Genomic DNA, 16,707 nt, shown 5'->3' with positions numbered 1-16,707 from the left:
GCCCGCGGTCGGAGGGTTCCGGCTGAGGTGGGAGCATGGGGGCATGGACATCCGCCGCCGGAACAACGTGCACATCACCGGTCGCGACGACGCGCCGGTGCTGCTCCTGGCCCACGGGTTCGGCTGCGACCAGAACATGTGGCGCCTGGTGGTGCCCGCGCTGGCGGAGCGGTACCGGGTCGTGCTGTTCGACTACGTCGGCTCCGGCGGCTCGGACCTGTCGGCGTGGAGCGAGGAGAGGTACGCGTCGCTGCACGGCTACGCGGCGGACGTCGTCGACGTGTGCGAGGAGCTTGACCTGCGGCGGGCGGTGTTCGTGGGGCACTCGGTCAGCGCCATGGCCGGGGTGCTGGCGGCGCAGGCCGCGCCCGAGCGGATCGGGGCGCTCGTGATGGTGACGCCCTCGCCCTGCTACATCGACGACGAGGGCTACCGCGGCGGCTTCAGCACGGCGGACATCGACGAACTGCTGGACTCCCTGGAGGCGAACTACCTGGGCTGGTCGTCCGCGATGGCCCCGGTGATCATGGGGAACCCGGACCGGCCGGAGCTGGGCCGGGAGCTGACCAACAGCTTCTGCGCCACCGACCCCGACATCGCCCGGGTCTTCGCCCGTACGACCTTCCTCTCCGACAGCCGCCAGGACCTGAAGAGCGTGTCCGTGCCGACGCTGGTGCTGGAGTGCGAGCAGGACGCCATCGCGCCCCGCGAGGTCGGCGCCTACGTGCACGCGGCGATCCCCTCGTCCCGCCTGGTCACGCTCGCCGCCACGGGGCACTGCCCGCAGCTGAGCGCGCCGGAGGCCACCGCCGAGGCGATCCTCGGCTTCCTGGAGTCCCGGCAGTGATGTGCCGCGCGGGCGGGATGCCGGAGCCCGCGGGGAACGGGCCCGGTACGGACGCGGCGTTCTCCGCGCTGTTGGAGGACAGCGCGGAGGACCTGTACGAGTCGGCGCCGTGCGGCTATCTGTCCACGATGATGGACGGCACCATCGCCAAGATCAACGCGACGCTGCTGGACTGGCTCGGCCTGGAACGCGAGGCCGTGGTGGGCCGCAGGCGCTTCGCGGATCTGCTCACCGTCGGCGGCAGGCTGTACCACGAGACGCACTTCGCGCCGCTGCTGCGCATGCAGGGCGAGCTGCGCGGCGTCGCGCTGGAGATGAGGAGGCAGGGCGGCGGCCGGCTGCCGGTGCTGGTCTCCGCCGTGGTCAAGCACGGCACCGGCGGCGAGCCCCTGCTGATCCGCACCACCGTCTTCGACGCCTCCGACCGCCGCTCCTACGAAGAGGAACTGCTGCGCCGCCGCAAGGACGCCGAGCAGGCCCGCGTCGAGGCCGAGCAGGCCCGGGCGGAAGCGGAGCGGGCCCGTGCCGAGTCCGAGCGGGCCCATGCCGAGGCGGACCAGGCCCGGCGGCAGGCCGAAGCCGACCGGACCCGGCTGGCCGCCGCGCTCGCCGTCCTGCAGCAGTCCCTCGTGCCGGACTCGCTGCCCGCCGTACCGGGCCTGGAGACGGCCGTCCACTACCACACGGCCGCGCCCGACCAGCTCGGCGGCGACTTCTACGACCTGTTCCCCGTCGCCGGCGACCGGTGGGCGTTCTTCCTCGGCGACGTGTGCGGCAAGGGCCCCGAGGCCGCCTCCCTCACCTCGCTGACCCGCTACACCCTCCGGGCGGCCGCGCACCACGATCCGGAGCCGGCCGCCGCCCTGGCCACGCTCAACGCCGTGCTCCACGAGCGGTACACCGCCGACGGCGACCCCCGCTACTGCACCTGCGTCTTCGGCGTCGTCGAGCCCGGCGGCGAGGACGGGTCCGCGACCGTGCGCATCGCCTCCGGCGGCCACCCGCCGGCGCTCGTCCTGCGGTCCGACGGCAGCGCCGGGTACCTGCCCACCCCCGGCGGCATGCTCGTCGGCATCCTGCCCGGCGCGCCGATCGGCACGGCGGAGACCGTCCTGGCCGCCGGCGACACGCTGGTGCTGTACACCGACGGCCTCACCGAGGCCCGGACCGGCCCCGCCCGCGACGCCCTCTACGGCGAGGACGCCCTGCGCGCCTTCGGCGCCGACCGCGCCCCCGCCGGACCACGCGAGGTCATCACCGCGCTGACCGGGCTGCTGGAGAGCTTCGGCGACGGTCTTGACGACGACACGGCCCTGCTCGCCCTCGGCGTCCCCGCCGCCCCGACCCCGATACGCCCGACCACGAGCCCCACCTCATGAAGCCGCTGACCATCGACCACCGCTCCACCGCGACCGGCCCCGTCCTGCGCGTGGCCGGTGACCTGGACTTCAACCAGGCCCCCGAACTGCGCCGCAGGATCGGCCTGCTGCCCCTCGCGCCGGGACAGTGCCTCGTCCTCGACCTGTCCGGGCTGGAGTTCTGCGACTCCTCCGGCATCACCGCCCTCCTCGCCGCCCGCCAGCACGCCCTGGCCGCGGAGGCCGACGCCGTCCTGGCCGCCGTACCGGCGCACCTGCTGCGCGTCCTCACCCTCGTCGGTCTCGACCAGGTCTTCACTCTGCGCCCGCACAGCGACCCCGCGTCCTGAGTCCGCCCGCCGTGCCCCTTGGCGCTCCCCGCACACCACCGCCGGGCCGGAAAACACTTGGACTGAGCGGTCGCCGTCGCGGGACACTTCCGGACTCGAACCGAAATCCACACATCCGTTGCGGCGATGGCCCCTGCCCGCCCACAGCGCGTGGCGGCGGGCCACAGGACGACACAGGGGTGGGATGGAAACGCCTGGAACACGCAGGGTTCAGCCGGGCAAGCGCTCGGTGCTTCTCGCACTTCGTTACTACGGACGGGAGTTGGCCCGGCTCCGCCGGTGGACGGCTCCCGCGATGCTGCTCTCGGCGCTGGGCAACATCGGCATCAACTACGTCGCGCCGCTGATCGTCGCCAAGCTCGTCGGCGACATAGCCGGTGACAAGGACGTCACCGTCGCCTCGGCACTGCCGTACGTGCTGGGCTTCGCCGGGGTCCTGCTGGTCGCGGAGGCACTGTGGCGCATCGCCCTGCACTGCCTCAACCGGCTCGACGCCCTCGGCATCGAGCACCTGTACGTCATCGGGATGGACGAGCTGTTCGCCAAGGACGCCACGTTCTTCCACGACAACTTCGCCGGCTCGCTGACCAAGCGGGTCCTCAGCTTCGCCTCCCGCTTCGAGCCGTTCGTGGACACGCTGACGTTCCAGATCATGGGCAGCTTCGTGCCGCTGACGTTCGGCGCGGTGGTGCTGTGGCGCTACGAGCCGCTGCTCGTCGTCGGCCTGCTGTCCATGATCGCGCTGACGGCGGTGCTGGTCGTGCCGCTCATCCGCCGGCGGCAGCGGCTCGTCGACGAGCGTGAGGAGGCGATCGCCCGGGTGTCGGGCCATGTCGCCGACAGCCTGATGAACATGGACACGGTGCGGGCGTTCGCCGCAGAGGAGCGCGAGGCCGCCGAGCACCGCTCCCGGGTCGCCACGTCACGCCGGCTCACCCTGCGCTCGTGGGACTACGGCAATCTGCGCATCGACACGCTGGTCGCGCCGATGTCCGTGGTCACCAACACGGTGGGTCTGCTGCTCGCGGTGACGCTCGCCGGAGGCTCCCTCGGTGTGGAGGGGATCGTGGTCGCCTTCACGTACTACACCAACGCGACCCGCATCATGTTCGACTTCAATCAGATCTACCGCCGGCTGGAGAGCTCGATGACGGAGGCCGCGCAGTTCACCGAGCTGCTCCTGACGCCGCCGACCGTCCTCGACCCGCCGGAACCGGAGCCGCTGCGGCCGCGGGCGGCCGATGTCCGCTTCGAGAAGGTGACGTTCGCGCACCGGGGTGGCCGGCCGCTGTTCGACGGGCTCGACCTGACCGTGCCGAGCGGGGCGAAGCTCGGCCTCGTGGGCCGGTCCGGCGGCGGCAAGACCTCGCTGACCCGGCTGCTGCTGCGGATGACGGACATCGACGGCGGCCGCATCCTGATCGGCGGCCAGGACATCAGCCGGCTGCGCCAGGCCGACCTGCGCGGTCAGATCGCCTACGTGCCGCAGGACCCGGCGATGTTCCACCGCACCCTGCGGGAGAACATCGCGTTCGCCCGGCCGGACGCCAGTGAGGCCGAGGTCCGCCGGGCGGCCGAGGCGGCGCACGTCACGGAGTTCGCCGACGCGCTGCCGGACGGCTTCGACACCATGGTGGGCGAGCGGGGCGTCAAGCTGTCCGGCGGTCAGCGCCAGCGCGTCGCCCTCGCCCGGGCGATCCTGCGGGACGCGCCGATCCTGCTGCTGGACGAGGCGACCAGCGCCCTGGACTCGGAGAGCGAGCTGCTCGTCCAGGAGGCGCTGTGGCGGCTCATGGAGGGGCGGACCGCGCTGGTGGTGGCGCACCGGCTGAGCACGGTCGCGGGCATGGACCAGTTGGTCGTCCTGGACCGCGGCCGGATCGTGGAGCAGGGCACGCACCAGGAGCTGCTCGCGCTCGACGGGGCCTACGCGAAGCTGTGGGAGCACCAGTCGGGCGGGTTCCTCGACGACACCGCCGGGCGGGCCGAGGTGCTGTAGCGCCGGCCCGGGGGCCGTCTCCCCGCCGTGGGGAGGCGGCTTCCGGACGGTGTCCGGCGTCACGTCAGGTCCAGGCGGGTGTGCACGAGGTGGGCGAGGTGGGTCAGTGTCCGGTCGCTGCTCATCAGCTCGGCGGCCGTGAGGCGGACGTCGAAGTGCTCGCCGGCCCGCACCAGGAACTCGGTGCTCAGCAGCGAGTCGAGGCCGAAGTCGGTCACCGGCCGGGACGGGTCCAGTTCGTCGGGGTCGCTGTGCAGGACGGCGGCGAGCAGCCGGGTCAGGGTCCGGGCGATGGCGGCCCGGGCGTCGTCGGATGTCATGGCGGACAGTTCCCGCAGCAGGTCGGCGCGGCCCTCCGGGTCGGGGGCGGCGTCCGCCGGGACGATGCCGGTGAAGCGGGCCGTGGCCAGGGCTGGCAGCAGGCGGCGGGCGCGGCTCCAGCGGTAGCGGCCGATGCCCGCCACGTCGGTGCCCTGCTGGAGCAGGCCGCCGGCGGTGGCGAGGGCCTCGGCGACGGAGAGGGGCTGGAAGCCCCGTTCGGCCATGGCGTCGCCGATGCCGTGCCGGGCGACGTATCCGGTCTCGCCGATCGGGCCGAAGGCGAGGGTCGTGGCCGGCCGGCCCTGGGCGCGGCGGGCCCGGGTCTGGGCCTCCAGGTAGGCGTTGCCGGCCGCGTACGGGGCCTGGCCGGCGTTGCCGACGGCGGCGGCGATCGAGGAGTAGGTGAGGAACAGGTCGAGGTCGTGGTCCGCGGTGACGCGGTGGAGCAGGGCCGCGCCGTCGGCCTTGGGGGCGAGGACGGCGGTGAACCGGTCGTCGGTGAGGTCCGCCAGGGCCGCGTCGTCGAGGTGCATCGCGGCGTGGACGACCCCGCGGAGCCGGTGCCCGGTGGCGTCGACCGCGTCGACGACCCGGCGCAGCGCCGCCTCGTCGGTGACGTCGGCGGCGTGGGCGGTGGCGTGGACGCCGCGCCGGGCCAGTTCCTCCAGCAGGGCCGGGGCCTCGGGGGTGGCCTGGCCGCGGCGGGAGACCAGCGCCAGGTGCCGGGCGCCGTGGTCGGCCAGCCACCGTGCGGTGGCGGCGCCGAAGCCGCTCGCGCCGCCGGTCACGAGGTAGGTGCCGTCGGCGTCGAGGGCGGGCACGTGGGGTGCGGGGCGGACGGGGACGGGCTCGTCCAGCGGGTGCTCGAAGGAGACGACGACCTTGCCGATGTGCCGGGAGTGCTGGAGGACCTGGAAGGCCTCCTCCACCCGGGCGGCGGGGTGGACCGTGTGCGGCAGTGGCCGGTAGACGCCGCGGTCGATGTGGGAGACGAGGTCCGCGACGAGGCGGGCACCGCGTTCGGGATCCAGGAGGACGTGGTCGAGGTTGAAGCCGATGAAGGTCAGGCTGCGGTCGAAGGGGCGCAGCGGCAGCGTGTTGTTGAGGTAGATGTCGCGTTTCCCCAGTTCGACGAAGCGGCCGTTGGGGCGCAGCAGGTCCAGGCCGTGGGCGATCGCCTCACCGCTGAGGGAGTTGACGACGACGTCGACGCCCCGCCCTTCGGTGACTTCGCGGACGCGCGGGACGAAGTCCAGGCTGCGTGAGTCCAGTACGTGCCGGACTCCGAGGCTGCGCAGCAGGTTCCGCTTGGTCTCGGTGCCGGCGGTGGCGATGACGCGGGCGCCCCGGGCGTGGGCGCACTGCAGGGCGGCCAGGCCCACGGCTCCGGCGCCGCCGTGCACGAGCACCGTCTCCCCGGCTGCCAGGCGGGCCTGCTCGACCAGGGCGTGGTGGATCGTCAGGAAGGCGACGGGGAAGGTCGCCGCCTCGGCATGGCTCATGCCGTCGGGGATCTTCAGCAGGGCGTGGGCGGAGGTGACGCCGTGGGAGGCGAGGGCCGCGGGGACGACACCGCAGACCCGGTCGCCGACCGCGAAGCCGGTCACGCCGGGTCCGACGGCGCACACGATCCCGGCACCGTCGGTGCCGAGGCCGCGGCTGAGGGGGCTGTCCTCCACGGCTTCGGGCGGCAGCAGGCCGTTGGCCCGCAGCGGGTCGCGGTAGTTCAGCGCGACCGCGCGCAGCTCGACGGCGACTTCCCCGGGGCCGGGGAGGGGGACGGCGGTCTCCCGCCAGATCAGGCGCCGGGCCGGTCCGGGGTCGCGGGTCTCCAGGAAGAAGGGGGCGCCGGTGCGGACGGCGGGGGGCTCGTCGGCCGGGTGCTCGACGTGCCGGGGGGTGAAGCGGCCGGACGGTGTGAGGACGACCTCGTCCTCGTCGGCGCCGTCGGTCCCGTCCGGGGAGTGGCCCGGGGTGAGCAGTTCCGCGGCCAGCCGCCGGGCGTCGGCGGCCGGGTCGGCGGTGCGGTCGAGGGAGACGCGCCGCAGTCCCAGGCCGGGCTGTTCGTTGGCCAGGGTGCGGGCGGCGCCCCAGACGGCGGCGTCCTCGGGGTGCGCGGGGCGTTCCGGGGCGGGAAAGAGGCCGGTGGGGCGGGTGACCAGCCACACCTGGGGCGGGCGGTCCTCGGGCCGGGTGCGGCAGGCGGCGGCCAGGGCGCTCAGGACGCTCGCGCGGTGGGTGGTCCGGGCGACGAGCTGCCGCGGGTCGGGCTCGGCGAGGAGCAGGACGATGCGCGGCGCGGCCTCGGCGGGCAGGGCCGTCGTCCATGCGCCGGTGTCGGCGGGGGCGGTCAGGACGGTCGCCGGGCCGAGCAGTGCGGCCAGTTCGCGTGCGGTGGGGGTCTCGGTGTCGGTCTCCGTGGCGACGATCCAGGCCGTGTCGGGCGGTGGTGCGGGCAGGGCGGGCGGGGCCGCCGGAGCGGCTGGTGCGGCGGCCGCCACGACCGAGTGGTCGGCGGGCCCGGTCTGCCAGGGGGCGGTGAAGCCGCACCGCTCCAGCAGGGGGATCCAGGCGTCGTGGGGCAGCAGCCGGGTGGTGGGGCGCAGGGCCCGGTCACCGCGCTTCCACCAGGACTCCAGTCCGCCGAGCAGCAGGGCGTCGAGCCGGTCGTGGTGCCGTTCGGTGGCGAGCAGGTGGCCGCCGGGGGCGAGGAGCGAGCGCACGTGTCCCAGCGTGGGGGCCAGGTCGGCCGTGGCGTGCAGGGCGTCGCCGGCCAGGACGAGGTCGAAGCTCGCCGGTGCGAAGCCCTGGACGGCCGGGTCGGCGTCCGGGTCGAGGGTGCGGTACTCGATGAAGGGGCAGGCGGCGAAGCGGTGCCGGGCGCGGGCGAAGGGGGCGTTGGACGGGGCGGTGCAGGTGTAGTGGGCGCGGTCGGCCGGGAGCAGCGGCAGCACGGCGGCGGTCAGGGCCGTGGTGGTCGCGCCCACCTCCAGGACGCGCAGGGGGCGGTCGGCGGGCCAGTCGTGGACGATCCGGTCGAGCAGGGCCTGCACGACGCGGTGGGTGAAGCGGTGGGCGGGTGCGGTCTCCTGCCACTGTTCGAGGAAGGTGTCGCCGACGGACAGCAGGTCGCGGGGGTCGAGGTCGCCGCGCAGCACCTCGGGCAGCTGCCGCAGCTGACTGTTGATCAGCAGGGCGACCGGACCGAACCGCGGGTGCTCCGCCACCAGGCTCCGCAGCGACTCCTCGGGGGACGGTGTGGCGTCGGTCAGCCGCCAGGTCTCCCCGTCGGCCTCCGCCAGGCGGTGCTCGGCCAGCAGGGGGAGCATCAGGCGTACCAGCCTGCGGTGGCGCGGTGCCAGACCCCGGCCGACCAGGTCCGGCATGGTGAACGGCTCGCCGGGGCGGGGCGTCAGGTCGCGCAGGACCGCTGCCCAGCAGGCCGCGCCGGCCCTTTCGGCGGCGGCGGTGAAGGCCGCGTGGCCGCTGTCCTCCCATGCGGCGCGGGCGGCGGCGATACGGCCTCGGGCGGCCTTGGCCAGTGCGGCCGGAGCGGGCAGCGGGGACGGCGGGGCGGGCGTCGAGGGGTGCGGGGCCGCGCGCAGGACGGTGCGCTGGACGGTCAGCGGGGCGTGGTCGGAGAGGCGGGCGCGCCGGGTGCGGCACTTGTCGATCTGGGCGCTGACGGTGCCGTCGAGGTCGGCGTAGGTGATGTCCCAGCAGATCTCGTTGGCGCTGCGGCTGCGGCGCCGCAGGTGGACGACGCCCTCCTGCGCGGGGGTGCGCCACACCCGGACCGCGCCGAAGGCCGAGGGCAGGTAGCCGGCGGCTTCCGGGGTCGGCCGGTCGGCCAGGGCGACGGTGGCCTGCAGGGGGCCGTCCAGCAGGACGGGGTGGACGGTGTAGCCGTCGGCGGGGTGGTCGAGCCGGTACCGGGCGAGGAGTTCGCCGTCGCCGACGTCCAGGCTGTGCAGGAGCTGGAACCCCGGGCCGAGTTCCAGTCCGACGCGGTGGCAGTGCTCGTAGTAGTCCGGGCCGGTGAGGGCGCGGGGGCAGCGGGCTTTCACCGCGGCGATGTCCAGCGGTGCGGGGGCGGTGCCCAGCCGGGTGCGCACCTGGGCGCGGACGACCGGCTGGACCTCGGTGTCGCGGGTGTCCCTGCTGCTGATGGTCAGGGTGCCGTCGGCGGGGGTGACGGCGGTCTGGAGCGCGGCTCCCGCCGGGTCGGGCCACGCGATCGCGAAGGGGCGGGAGATCTCCAGGTGCCGCACCTCCACCGGGCGGTCCAGCGCCCGCAGTCCGGCCGTGACGGCCATCTCCACGTACGCGGCGGCGGGCATGAGCACGTTGCCGCCGACCCGGTGGTCGCCCAGCCAGGGCACGAGCTGGGGTTCGACGCCGCCGTGCCACAGGGGGTGGGGCGCGGGCTGGCGTTCGCCGAGCAGGGGGTGGTCCAGGGCCCCGGTGCCGCTGGTGTGCAGGACGAGGTCCTGCGGGGTGCCGTGCCAGTGCCGGTCGCGCTGCCAGGGGTAGGCGGGCAGGTCGGCGACCCGGCCGGGGTGCGGGAAGTGGGTCTGCCAGTCCACGTCGGCGCCGGCCGCGAGCAGGGCGGCGACGGCGGCCGTGGCCTCGCGCGGCCCGTCCCCGTCCCGGTGCAGGGTCGGCACGTACGTCAGAGCCGTGCGGCGCAGGTAGGGGCGCAGGACCGGATGCGGTCCGATCTCCACGACGATGCCGACGCCCTCGTCCGCGAGCCGGCCCATGGCCTCGGCGAAGCGGACCGGTTCGCGCACGTTGCGCCACCAGTACGCCGCGTCGAGCTCCGGCCCGGCCAGCGGGGTGCCCGTGACGGTGGAGACGAACGGCACCCGTGCCTCGCCGGGGGTCAGGCCGGCGAGGGCGGCGCACAGCGGTTCCTCGATGGGGTCCATGACGCGGCTGTGGAAGGCGTAGTCCAGGTCCAGTTCGCGGAAGAAGACGTCCCGGGCCGTCAGGCCGGCGCCGAGGGCGGCCAGCGCGTCGGGGTCCCCGGCCACCGTGACGTCGTGGTCGCTGTTGATCCCGGCGATCTCCAACGCCCCGTCGAAGCGGGCCAGTTCCGCTCGGACCGCGTCCTCGGCCAGCCCGACGGCGGCCATGCGGCCCCGGCCCGCGGTGGTGGCCTGGGTGCGGCTGCGCTGGGCCAGCACCAGCGCGGCCTGCTCCAGGGTCAGCGCCCCGGCCGCGTGGGCGGCGGCCACCTCGCCGACGCTGTGCCCGGCGACCGCGGCGGGGCGCAGTCCCTGGGAGGCCAGGAGGGCGGTCAGGCCCGTCTGCACGGCGAACAGCACCGGCTGGGCGATCTCGGTGCGCGCCCAGCGTGCCGCGGTGGGGCGCTCCAGCTCCTTCGCGACGGACCAGCCCAGATGCGGGGCCAGCGCGGCGTCGGTCTCCTCCACGGCGGCGCGGAAGACGGCCTCGGCCGCCATCAGTCCGGCGGCCATCCCCGGCCACTGGGAGGCGTTGCCGGAGTAGACGAACGCCACGGCGCCCCGCTCGGCCCTGCGGGCCACGGCCCCGCCGGCCGGCGCGTCGGTGAAGAGGTTGTCCAGCGCGTCGGCGGCCTGCCCCGCGTCGGCGGCGAGCACGGCGGCACGGTGCGGGTGGGCGCTGCGCCGCAGCGTGCTGGTGCGGGCGAGGTCGTAGAACTCCTCCGGTGCCGCGCCGCGCAGCCGTTCGGCCATCCGCGCGGTCAGCTCCCGCAGTGCCTTGGGCGACCGCGCGGAGACCACCACCGGCAGGGGCCGGTCCACCGGCTGCGGCGCGGGCGGCCCGGGAGGAGGCGGTACGACGATGGCGTGGGCGTTGGCGCCGCCGAAGCCGAAGGAGTTCACTCCCACCGCGGCGCGTTCCCCGCGGGGCAGTTGCACCGGTGTGACGGTGGGCGCCAGGCCGAGGGCACCGAAGTCGATGGCCGGGTTGAGCGGCAGGGCGTGCAGCGAGGCGGGGGCGGTCCGGTGGCGGAGCACCAGGATCGCCTTGAGCAGTCCGGCCATGCCCGCCGCGGGCTCCAGATGGCCCAGGTTGGACTTGACCGAGCCGATGGGCAGCGGTCCGGCGCCGCGCCGGGTGCCGAGGGCGCGGCCGACGGCGCGGGCCTCGGCGGGGTCGCCGACGGGTGTGCCGGTGCCGTGCGCCTCGAAGTAGACCAGGTCGTCCGGGCCGATGCCGGCCTCCTCGCACACCGCCCGCAGCAACGCCTCCTGGCCCTGCGAGCTGGGCAGTGTCATGCCGGTGGTGCGGCCGTCGCAGTTGCTGCCGGTGCCGGCGAGGACGGCGTGGATCCGGTCGCCGTCGGCCACCGCGTCCGCCAGCCGCTTCAACACGAGGACCGCGCCGCCCTCGGCCCGTACGAAGCCGTCGGCGTCGGCGGAGAAGGCCGCGCAGCGGCCGCGCCGCGACAGCATGCCCGCGTAGGAGAACCCGGCGTACGAGAACGGGTTCACGAGCACGTTGACACCGCCGGCCAGGGCGACGCGGCTGGTGCCCTCCCGCAGGGTGCGGCAGGCGCGGTCCAGTGCCACCAGGGACGAGGAGCAGGCCGTGTCGATGACCATGCTGGGGCCGCGCAGGTCGAAGGCGTACGACAGGCGGTTCGCCACGATGGACAGGGTGCCGCCGGGCATGGTGTGCGGGCTGGTGTGGTCCTCCAGGATCGACTGGACGGTGCCGTAGGCCGGGTCGGAGACGCCCATGTACACGCAGGTGTCGGACCCGGCGAGCGCCTCGGCCGGGAGGGCGGCGTCGTCCAGCGCCTCGGCGGCCATCTCCAGCAGCAGCCGCTGCTGCGGGTCGAGGTGGGCCGCCTCCTTGGGCGAGATGCCGAAGTACGCGGCGTCGAAGGACGCGATGTCGTCGAGGAAGCCGCCGGCGGCGGTGTAGCTGCGGCCGGGCCGCACCGCCCCCGGATCGACGAACCGGTCCTTGGGAAACCGGTCCGGCGGCATCTCCCCGATGAGGTCGCGCTCGTCCCGCAGCGCCGCCCACAGCGCGTCCAGGTCGGTGATCCCACCCGGCAGCCGGCAGCCGATGCCCACCACCGCCACCGACCGGTCGTCCCGTCCCACCGCCATGAACTGCCCCCCTGCTGCCCTGGGTTCGTCGTCCGAGCGGGGTGACACTGCCCTGGCGGCCCGTCGGCCAAGGTTCGTTTCACCCGTGGGTGTGATCCCGGTCCGCCACACGAGTGATCGTCATGTCACCGTGCGTGACCGGCCGTTACGGTGGCGCGGTGCTCGAAGCTCCGCGTGCCCGCTTGACAGCCGTCGCCGTCCATCTGCCGTCCCGCTACCGGACCATGGAGGAGATCCGGGCCGGGATCGCCGCCGCCGGAAGCCCCTACGTCCCGCCGCCCGGCCTCCTGGAGGACATCACCGGTGTGCGCGGTGTCCACGCCGGCGAGCCGGGGGTGTGCGCCTCGGACCTCGCGGTCGCGGCCGCCCGCAAGGCGCTCGCCGACGCCGGGACGACCATCGACCGGGTGGATCTGCTGCTGTTCGCCGCCACCTGCCACGACATGCTCGAACCGTCGACCTGCCACCTCGTGGCCGCCAAACTCGGCGCCAGCTGCCCGGTGTTCGACGTGAAGAACGCCTGCAACAGCGTCCTCAACGCCATGGAGGTGGCGAGCGCGTTCATCGCCACGCGCCGCTACCGCACGGTGCTCATCGCCTGCGGCGAGGTGGGGTCCATGGTGACGCGCTGGCACGTCCCCGACCACGAGGCCCTGTTGCGGGCCATGCCCGGCTACACGGTCTCCGACGCCGGCGCCGCCCTGCTCCTCACCGCCGGGCCCGCCGGGGACGGCGACCCGGGGGTGCTCGCCCTGCGGTTCGCCGCGGACTCCACCGCCTGGAACGCCTGCACGGTGAGCGGCGGCGGCTCGATACACCCCCGGGCGTTCGACGACGAGCACCTGACGATCCGGCTCAACGGCGACCTGCTGCGCACGACCGCGGTGGAGGGCCTGACGTTCCTCCGGCAGGCGGCGGAGCGGGAGTTGGCGGCCGTCCGCTCCAGCGCCTTCATCGCCTTCCACCAGATCGGCATGCCGCAGTACCAGGAGATGGTCGACAAACTGCCCCTGCCCGCCGACCGGTGCCTGCCCGCCGTCGCCGAACACGGCAACTGCGCCGCGGCCTCCCTGCCCCTGCAACTGGTCAAGGCACGGGAGACCGACCGCATCGAGCCCGGTGACACCGTGGCGATGCTCGGCCTGGCCAGCGGCATGAGCTTCGGTCTGGCGCTGGTGCGCTGGTGACCGCCGACAGCCGGCGCCTGTCCGCCGCCGCGCGCACCTCCGTCCTGCAGGAACTGCTGCCCGGCTACCCGGCGCGCGAGCACTGGCGGCTCGTTCCGTCGACCGGCCAGCACTACCTCGACGTCGGCAGCGGCGTGCCGCTGCTGTTCCTGCACGGCAACCCGACCTGGAGCTACGCCTGGCGCAAGCTGCTGCCCACGCTGGTCCCGCACGCCCGGTGCCTGGCCCCGGACCTGCCCGGCCTCGGCCTGTCCCAGCACCTGGCGCCGCCGCCCGGCCCGGCGGACCGCTACCTGTACCAACTGGACCACCTGGACGCCCTGTACCGCCATCTGGTCCGTGACGAGGGCGTCCCGCCGAGGGGGTGGACGTTCGTCGTGCACGACTGGGGCGGCCCGCTGGGCTTCGCGTGGCTGCTGCGCAACCCGGGCGTCGTCTCCCGCCTGGTGGTCCTCAACACCATCGCCTTCCCCTGGCCCGACGGCTACCGGCTACCGTTCTACCTGCGCTGGATCCGGGACCACCGGCCGGTGGCCGCCGCCGTCCACGCCACCAACGCCTTCGCCCGGGCCACGGTCCGGGTCGGCGTCACCCACCGGCTGAGCGCCGCCGAGCGGCGCGCCTACCTGCTGCCCCATCTCCGCCGCGACAACCGCCGGGCGATCACCGAGTTCGTCCGCGCGATCCCCCGGGGCCCCGAGGACGCGGCGTGGCGGCTGCTCACCCCGCCCGAGGGGGCGGACGACCTGGGACGGCCGCCCCTGCTCCTCGGCTGGGGCATGCGTGATCCGGTCTTCACGCCGCTGGTCCTCGACGAGTGGATCCGCCGCCACCCGCACGCCGTCGTCCACCGCTTCCCCCGTGCCGGCCATCTGGTGATGGACGACGCCGGGGCCGAACTCGGCGTCCACATCCGCGACTTCCTGCGAGGACAGCGATGACCGTCGCACCCGATCGTGTCTTCACCCGCCTGGCCCGGCTCACCGAGCACCCGCGGGCGACCGTCCTCGTCCGCTGCGCCGGCGCCCTGTCCACCGAGGAGGTGACGGCGGCCCAGCTGCTGGACGGCTGCCGCCGCACCGCCGACGCGCTCCGGGCGGCCGGGGTGCGGCGCGGCGACAAGGCCGTGGTCATGACCCGGGACGCCTACCGGCTCGTGGCGTCCGTCTACGCGTTGATCTCGCTCGGCGCCGTCCCCGTGCTGATCGAGCCGCGCGCGGAGGTGCGGCGCTGCCTGGACGAGATCGCCCCCGGTGTGTTCATCGGGGAGCCCCTGGCCCATGTGGCGCGGCGGGCCCTGGGCTGGGGCCGCGGCCGGGTCCGTACGGCTCTGGTCACCGGCCGCGGCTTCCCGGGCCGCGGCCGGTTCCTGGGGGAGAGCCTGCCGTTGGAGGTGCCGGACGGCAGCGGCCCGGCTCCGGGCCTCCCGGAACCGCGGCCGGACGATCTGGCGATGATCGCCTTCACCTCGGGGTCCACCGGCCAGCCCAAGGGCGTGGAGTACCGCCACTCGACCCTGGCCGGACAGCTCGCCGCCCTGGACGCCGTGCTCGGCGCCGAGGCGGGTGACGTGCTGCTGTCCTGCTTCCTGCCGTTCGCCGCGCTGGGCCCGCTGCTCGGCGTGACGACCGTCGCCCCGCAGGTCGACCATCTGGCCCCGGCCCGCACGCCCCCGGGACACCTGGTCGGGCCGCTCCTGGGCCACCGGGCGACCCTCGTCCTCGGCTCACCGGCGGTCCTCGCCCTGATCGCCGGGCACTGCGTCCGCCACGGCCTGACGCTGCCCTCGGTCCGCCGCGTGCTGTCGTTCGGCGCGCCCCTCCGCCCCCGGCTCGTCGACATGCTGGCGCAGGCCCTTCCGCCCGGGGCGGAGATCCTCAGCGTCTACGGCGCCACCGAGTGCCTGCCGGTCGCCGCGATCGACGCCGACGCGTTGCGCGTGAAACCTCCGGCGGGGCACGCCGGCACCTGTCTGGGCCACCCCCTGCCCGGTGTCAGGGCGCGCGTCCTCGACGCGGACGGCACCGGGCTCGGGGAGATCGCCGTCGCCGGGCCCATGGTCAGTCCGGCCTACCACGCCCGCCCCGACGCCACGGACGCCGCCAAGTCGCTCACGGACGGGGCCCTGTGGCATCGCACCGGCGACCTGGGACGCCTCGACGACGACGGCCGCCTGTGGTACCTCGGCCGCACGGCCCATCTCGTGACCGGCGCGGGCTTCACCCTCACCACCGAGGACATCGAGGCCGCCGCCGACACCGCCCCCGGCGTCCGCCGCACCGCCCTGGTCGGGGTCGGCCCCGCCGGGCGGCAGCGGGCCGTGCTCTGCGTCGAACCGGAGCGCGGCGCGCGGAAGGAGGCGGTCGTGGACGCGCTGCGCGCCGCCCTCGGCGGCCATCCGCACGCCCGGAACATCGCCACCGTGCTCTTCCGCCCGCGCTTCCCGACCGACATCCGCCACAACTCCAAGATCGACCGTGCCCGGCTCGCCGCGTACGCCGCCACGGGAGGCCGGCCTTGAGGGTCCTGGTCACCGGCGGAAGCGGCTTCCTGGGGCAGGAGATCTGCCGCCGGCTCGTCGCCCGCGGCACCGAGGTCTCCTCCCTCGGCCGCCGCCCGAGCCCCGCCCTGGAGGGCCTCGGTGTCCGGCACCACCAAGGAGACCTGGCCGACCCCGCCGCCGTCTCCCGCGCGGTCGCCGGCTGTGACGCCGTCCTCCACAACGCCGCCCTCGCCGGGGTCAGCGGCCCGCTCGCGCCGTACTGGAGGACCAACGTCCTCGGCACCCGCAACGTCATCGACCAGTGCCGCGCCCACGGGGTCGGCACGCTGGTCCACACGTCGACCGCCAGCGTCGTCTTCCGGCCCGGTGGGCTGGAGAACGCGGACGAGCGCTGCCCCTACCCCGACCGGCACCTGGCCGCCTACCCGCGCACCAAGGCCGTCGCGGAAGCCCTCGTGCTGGCCGCCCACTCCCCCGGCCTGGCCACCGTCTCCCTGCGCCCCCACATCATCTGGGGGCCCGGCGACCCGCACTTCGCCCCGTCCCTGGCGCGGGCCGTGCGCGCGGGCCGGCTGGTGATGCCCGGCGACGGCGGCAACCTCGTCGACACGACCCATCTGCACACCGCCGCCCACGCCCACCTGCTCGCCCTGGACGGGCTCCGGGAGGGCCGCCCCATCGGGGGCCGCGCCTACTTCATCACCCAGGACGAGCCGCGCCCACTGCGCGAGATCACCGCCCATTTCCTGCGGGCGGCCGGGATCGACGCCGCCTGGTGCGGCGTGCCGCGCCCGCTGGCCCGGGCCGCCGCGACCGCCTGCGATTCCGCCCTGCGGCTGACCGGCCTCGCCCGCACCCACGCCCTGAGCCGCTTCCTCGTCGCGGAGCTGCTGCACCCGCACTGGTTCAGCGTCGAAGCCGCCCGCCGCGACCTGGGGTTCGAGCCGCCGATCACCTTCGACGCGGGCATCGCGGCGCTGTCGGGGGCGTGAGCGCGGCACGCGTCAGGCAGTACGCCGTCGCGGCGTCT

At 75.1% G+C, this 16,707-nt stretch carries 9 protein-coding genes; 8 read left to right on the top strand and 1 reads right to left on the bottom strand.

All coding sequences use genetic code 11. The features are described 5' to 3' along the window. Positions 1-43: 43 nt before the first annotated feature. The 4 genes from ABZ386_RS20035 to ABZ386_RS20020 all read left to right on the top strand — a co-directional run bounded on the left by ABZ386_RS20035 (position 44) and on the right by ABZ386_RS20020 (position 4,554). On the top strand, positions 44-847 hold the full coding sequence (locus tag ABZ386_RS20035) for an alpha/beta hydrolase (RefSeq protein WP_351335899.1): 804 nt from the start codon (positions 44-46) through the stop codon (positions 845-847). Continuing rightward, positions 847-2,226, top strand: a complete 1,380-nt coding sequence (locus ABZ386_RS20030) for a SpoIIE family protein phosphatase (RefSeq protein ID WP_356617512.1) — start codon at positions 847-849, stop codon at positions 2,224-2,226. Before ABZ386_RS20035 ends, ABZ386_RS20030 begins: the two co-directional genes overlap by 1 nt. After that, positions 2,223-2,555, top strand: coding sequence for an STAS domain-containing protein (locus ABZ386_RS20025; protein WP_351335905.1), 333 nt, complete (start codon positions 2,223-2,225; stop codon positions 2,553-2,555). The genes ABZ386_RS20030 and ABZ386_RS20025 overlap by 4 nt, the downstream gene beginning before the upstream one ends. 184 nt (positions 2,556-2,739) lie before the next feature. Then, positions 2,740-4,554 (top strand): ABC transporter ATP-binding protein, encoded by a 1,815-nt coding sequence (locus ABZ386_RS20020; protein ID WP_351335907.1) that lies wholly within the window; start codon positions 2,740-2,742, stop codon positions 4,552-4,554. Positions 4,555-4,613: 59 nt separating this feature from the next. Here ABZ386_RS20020 and ABZ386_RS20015 read toward each other — a convergent pair whose 3' ends face one another. Further along, positions 4,614-11,987: an SDR family NAD(P)-dependent oxidoreductase gene (locus tag ABZ386_RS20015; protein WP_358965398.1), complete on the bottom strand. Its 7,374-nt coding sequence runs from the start codon at positions 11,985-11,987 to the stop codon at positions 4,614-4,616. A 158-nt stretch (positions 11,988-12,145) separates the two neighbouring features. Between ABZ386_RS20015 and ABZ386_RS20010 the strand changes: the two genes are divergently transcribed. The 4 genes from ABZ386_RS20010 to ABZ386_RS19995 are packed head-to-tail and all read left to right on the top strand — an operon-like array spanning position 12,146 to position 16,669. Beyond that, positions 12,146-13,174: a 3-oxoacyl-[acyl-carrier-protein] synthase III C-terminal domain-containing protein gene (locus ABZ386_RS20010; protein ID WP_356617514.1), complete on the top strand. Its 1,029-nt coding sequence runs from the start codon at positions 12,146-12,148 to the stop codon at positions 13,172-13,174. Then, complete coding sequence (locus ABZ386_RS20005; RefSeq protein WP_358965396.1) at positions 13,171-14,115, top strand: alpha/beta fold hydrolase; 945 nt, start codon at positions 13,171-13,173, stop codon at positions 14,113-14,115. The genes ABZ386_RS20010 and ABZ386_RS20005 overlap by 4 nt, the downstream gene beginning before the upstream one ends. Further along, a complete protein-coding gene (locus ABZ386_RS20000) occupies positions 14,112-15,695 on the top strand; it encodes an AMP-binding protein (RefSeq protein ID WP_358965395.1) in 1,584 nt (527 codons plus the stop codon). The genes ABZ386_RS20005 and ABZ386_RS20000 overlap by 4 nt, the downstream gene beginning before the upstream one ends. After that, a complete protein-coding gene (locus ABZ386_RS19995; protein WP_351335921.1) occupies positions 15,692-16,669 on the top strand; it encodes an NAD-dependent epimerase/dehydratase family protein in 978 nt (325 codons plus the stop codon). Before ABZ386_RS20000 ends, ABZ386_RS19995 begins: the two co-directional genes overlap by 4 nt. The last annotated feature ends 38 nt before the right edge of the window (positions 16,670-16,707 follow it).

The organism is Streptomyces sp. NPDC006140, from assembly GCF_040628815.1.
Taxonomy (GTDB): domain Bacteria; phylum Actinomycetota; class Actinomycetes; order Streptomycetales; family Streptomycetaceae; genus Streptomyces.
The sequence above is the reverse complement of the archived record's forward strand: the minus strand, read 5'-3'. Positions and strand labels throughout refer to the sequence as shown.

What these genes read in the sequence shown, in the direction of transcription:
- ABZ386_RS20035 (WP_351335899.1), top strand. Translation starts at nt 44, where the DNA reads ATGGACATCCGCCGCCGGAACAACGTGCACATCACCGGTCGCGACGAC.
- ABZ386_RS20030 (WP_356617512.1), top strand. Translation starts at nt 847, where the DNA reads ATGTGCCGCGCGGGCGGGATGCCGGAGCCCGCGGGGAACGGGCCCGGT.
- ABZ386_RS20025 (WP_351335905.1), top strand. Translation starts at nt 2,223, where the DNA reads ATGAAGCCGCTGACCATCGACCACCGCTCCACCGCGACCGGCCCCGTC.
- ABZ386_RS20020 (WP_351335907.1), top strand. Translation starts at nt 2,740, where the DNA reads ATGGAAACGCCTGGAACACGCAGGGTTCAGCCGGGCAAGCGCTCGGTG.
- ABZ386_RS20015 (WP_358965398.1), bottom strand. Translation starts at nt 11,987, where the DNA reads ATGGCGGTGGGACGGGACGACCGGTCGGTGGCGGTGGTGGGCATCGGC.
- ABZ386_RS20000 (WP_358965395.1), top strand. Translation starts at nt 14,112, where the DNA reads ATGACCGTCGCACCCGATCGTGTCTTCACCCGCCTGGCCCGGCTCACC.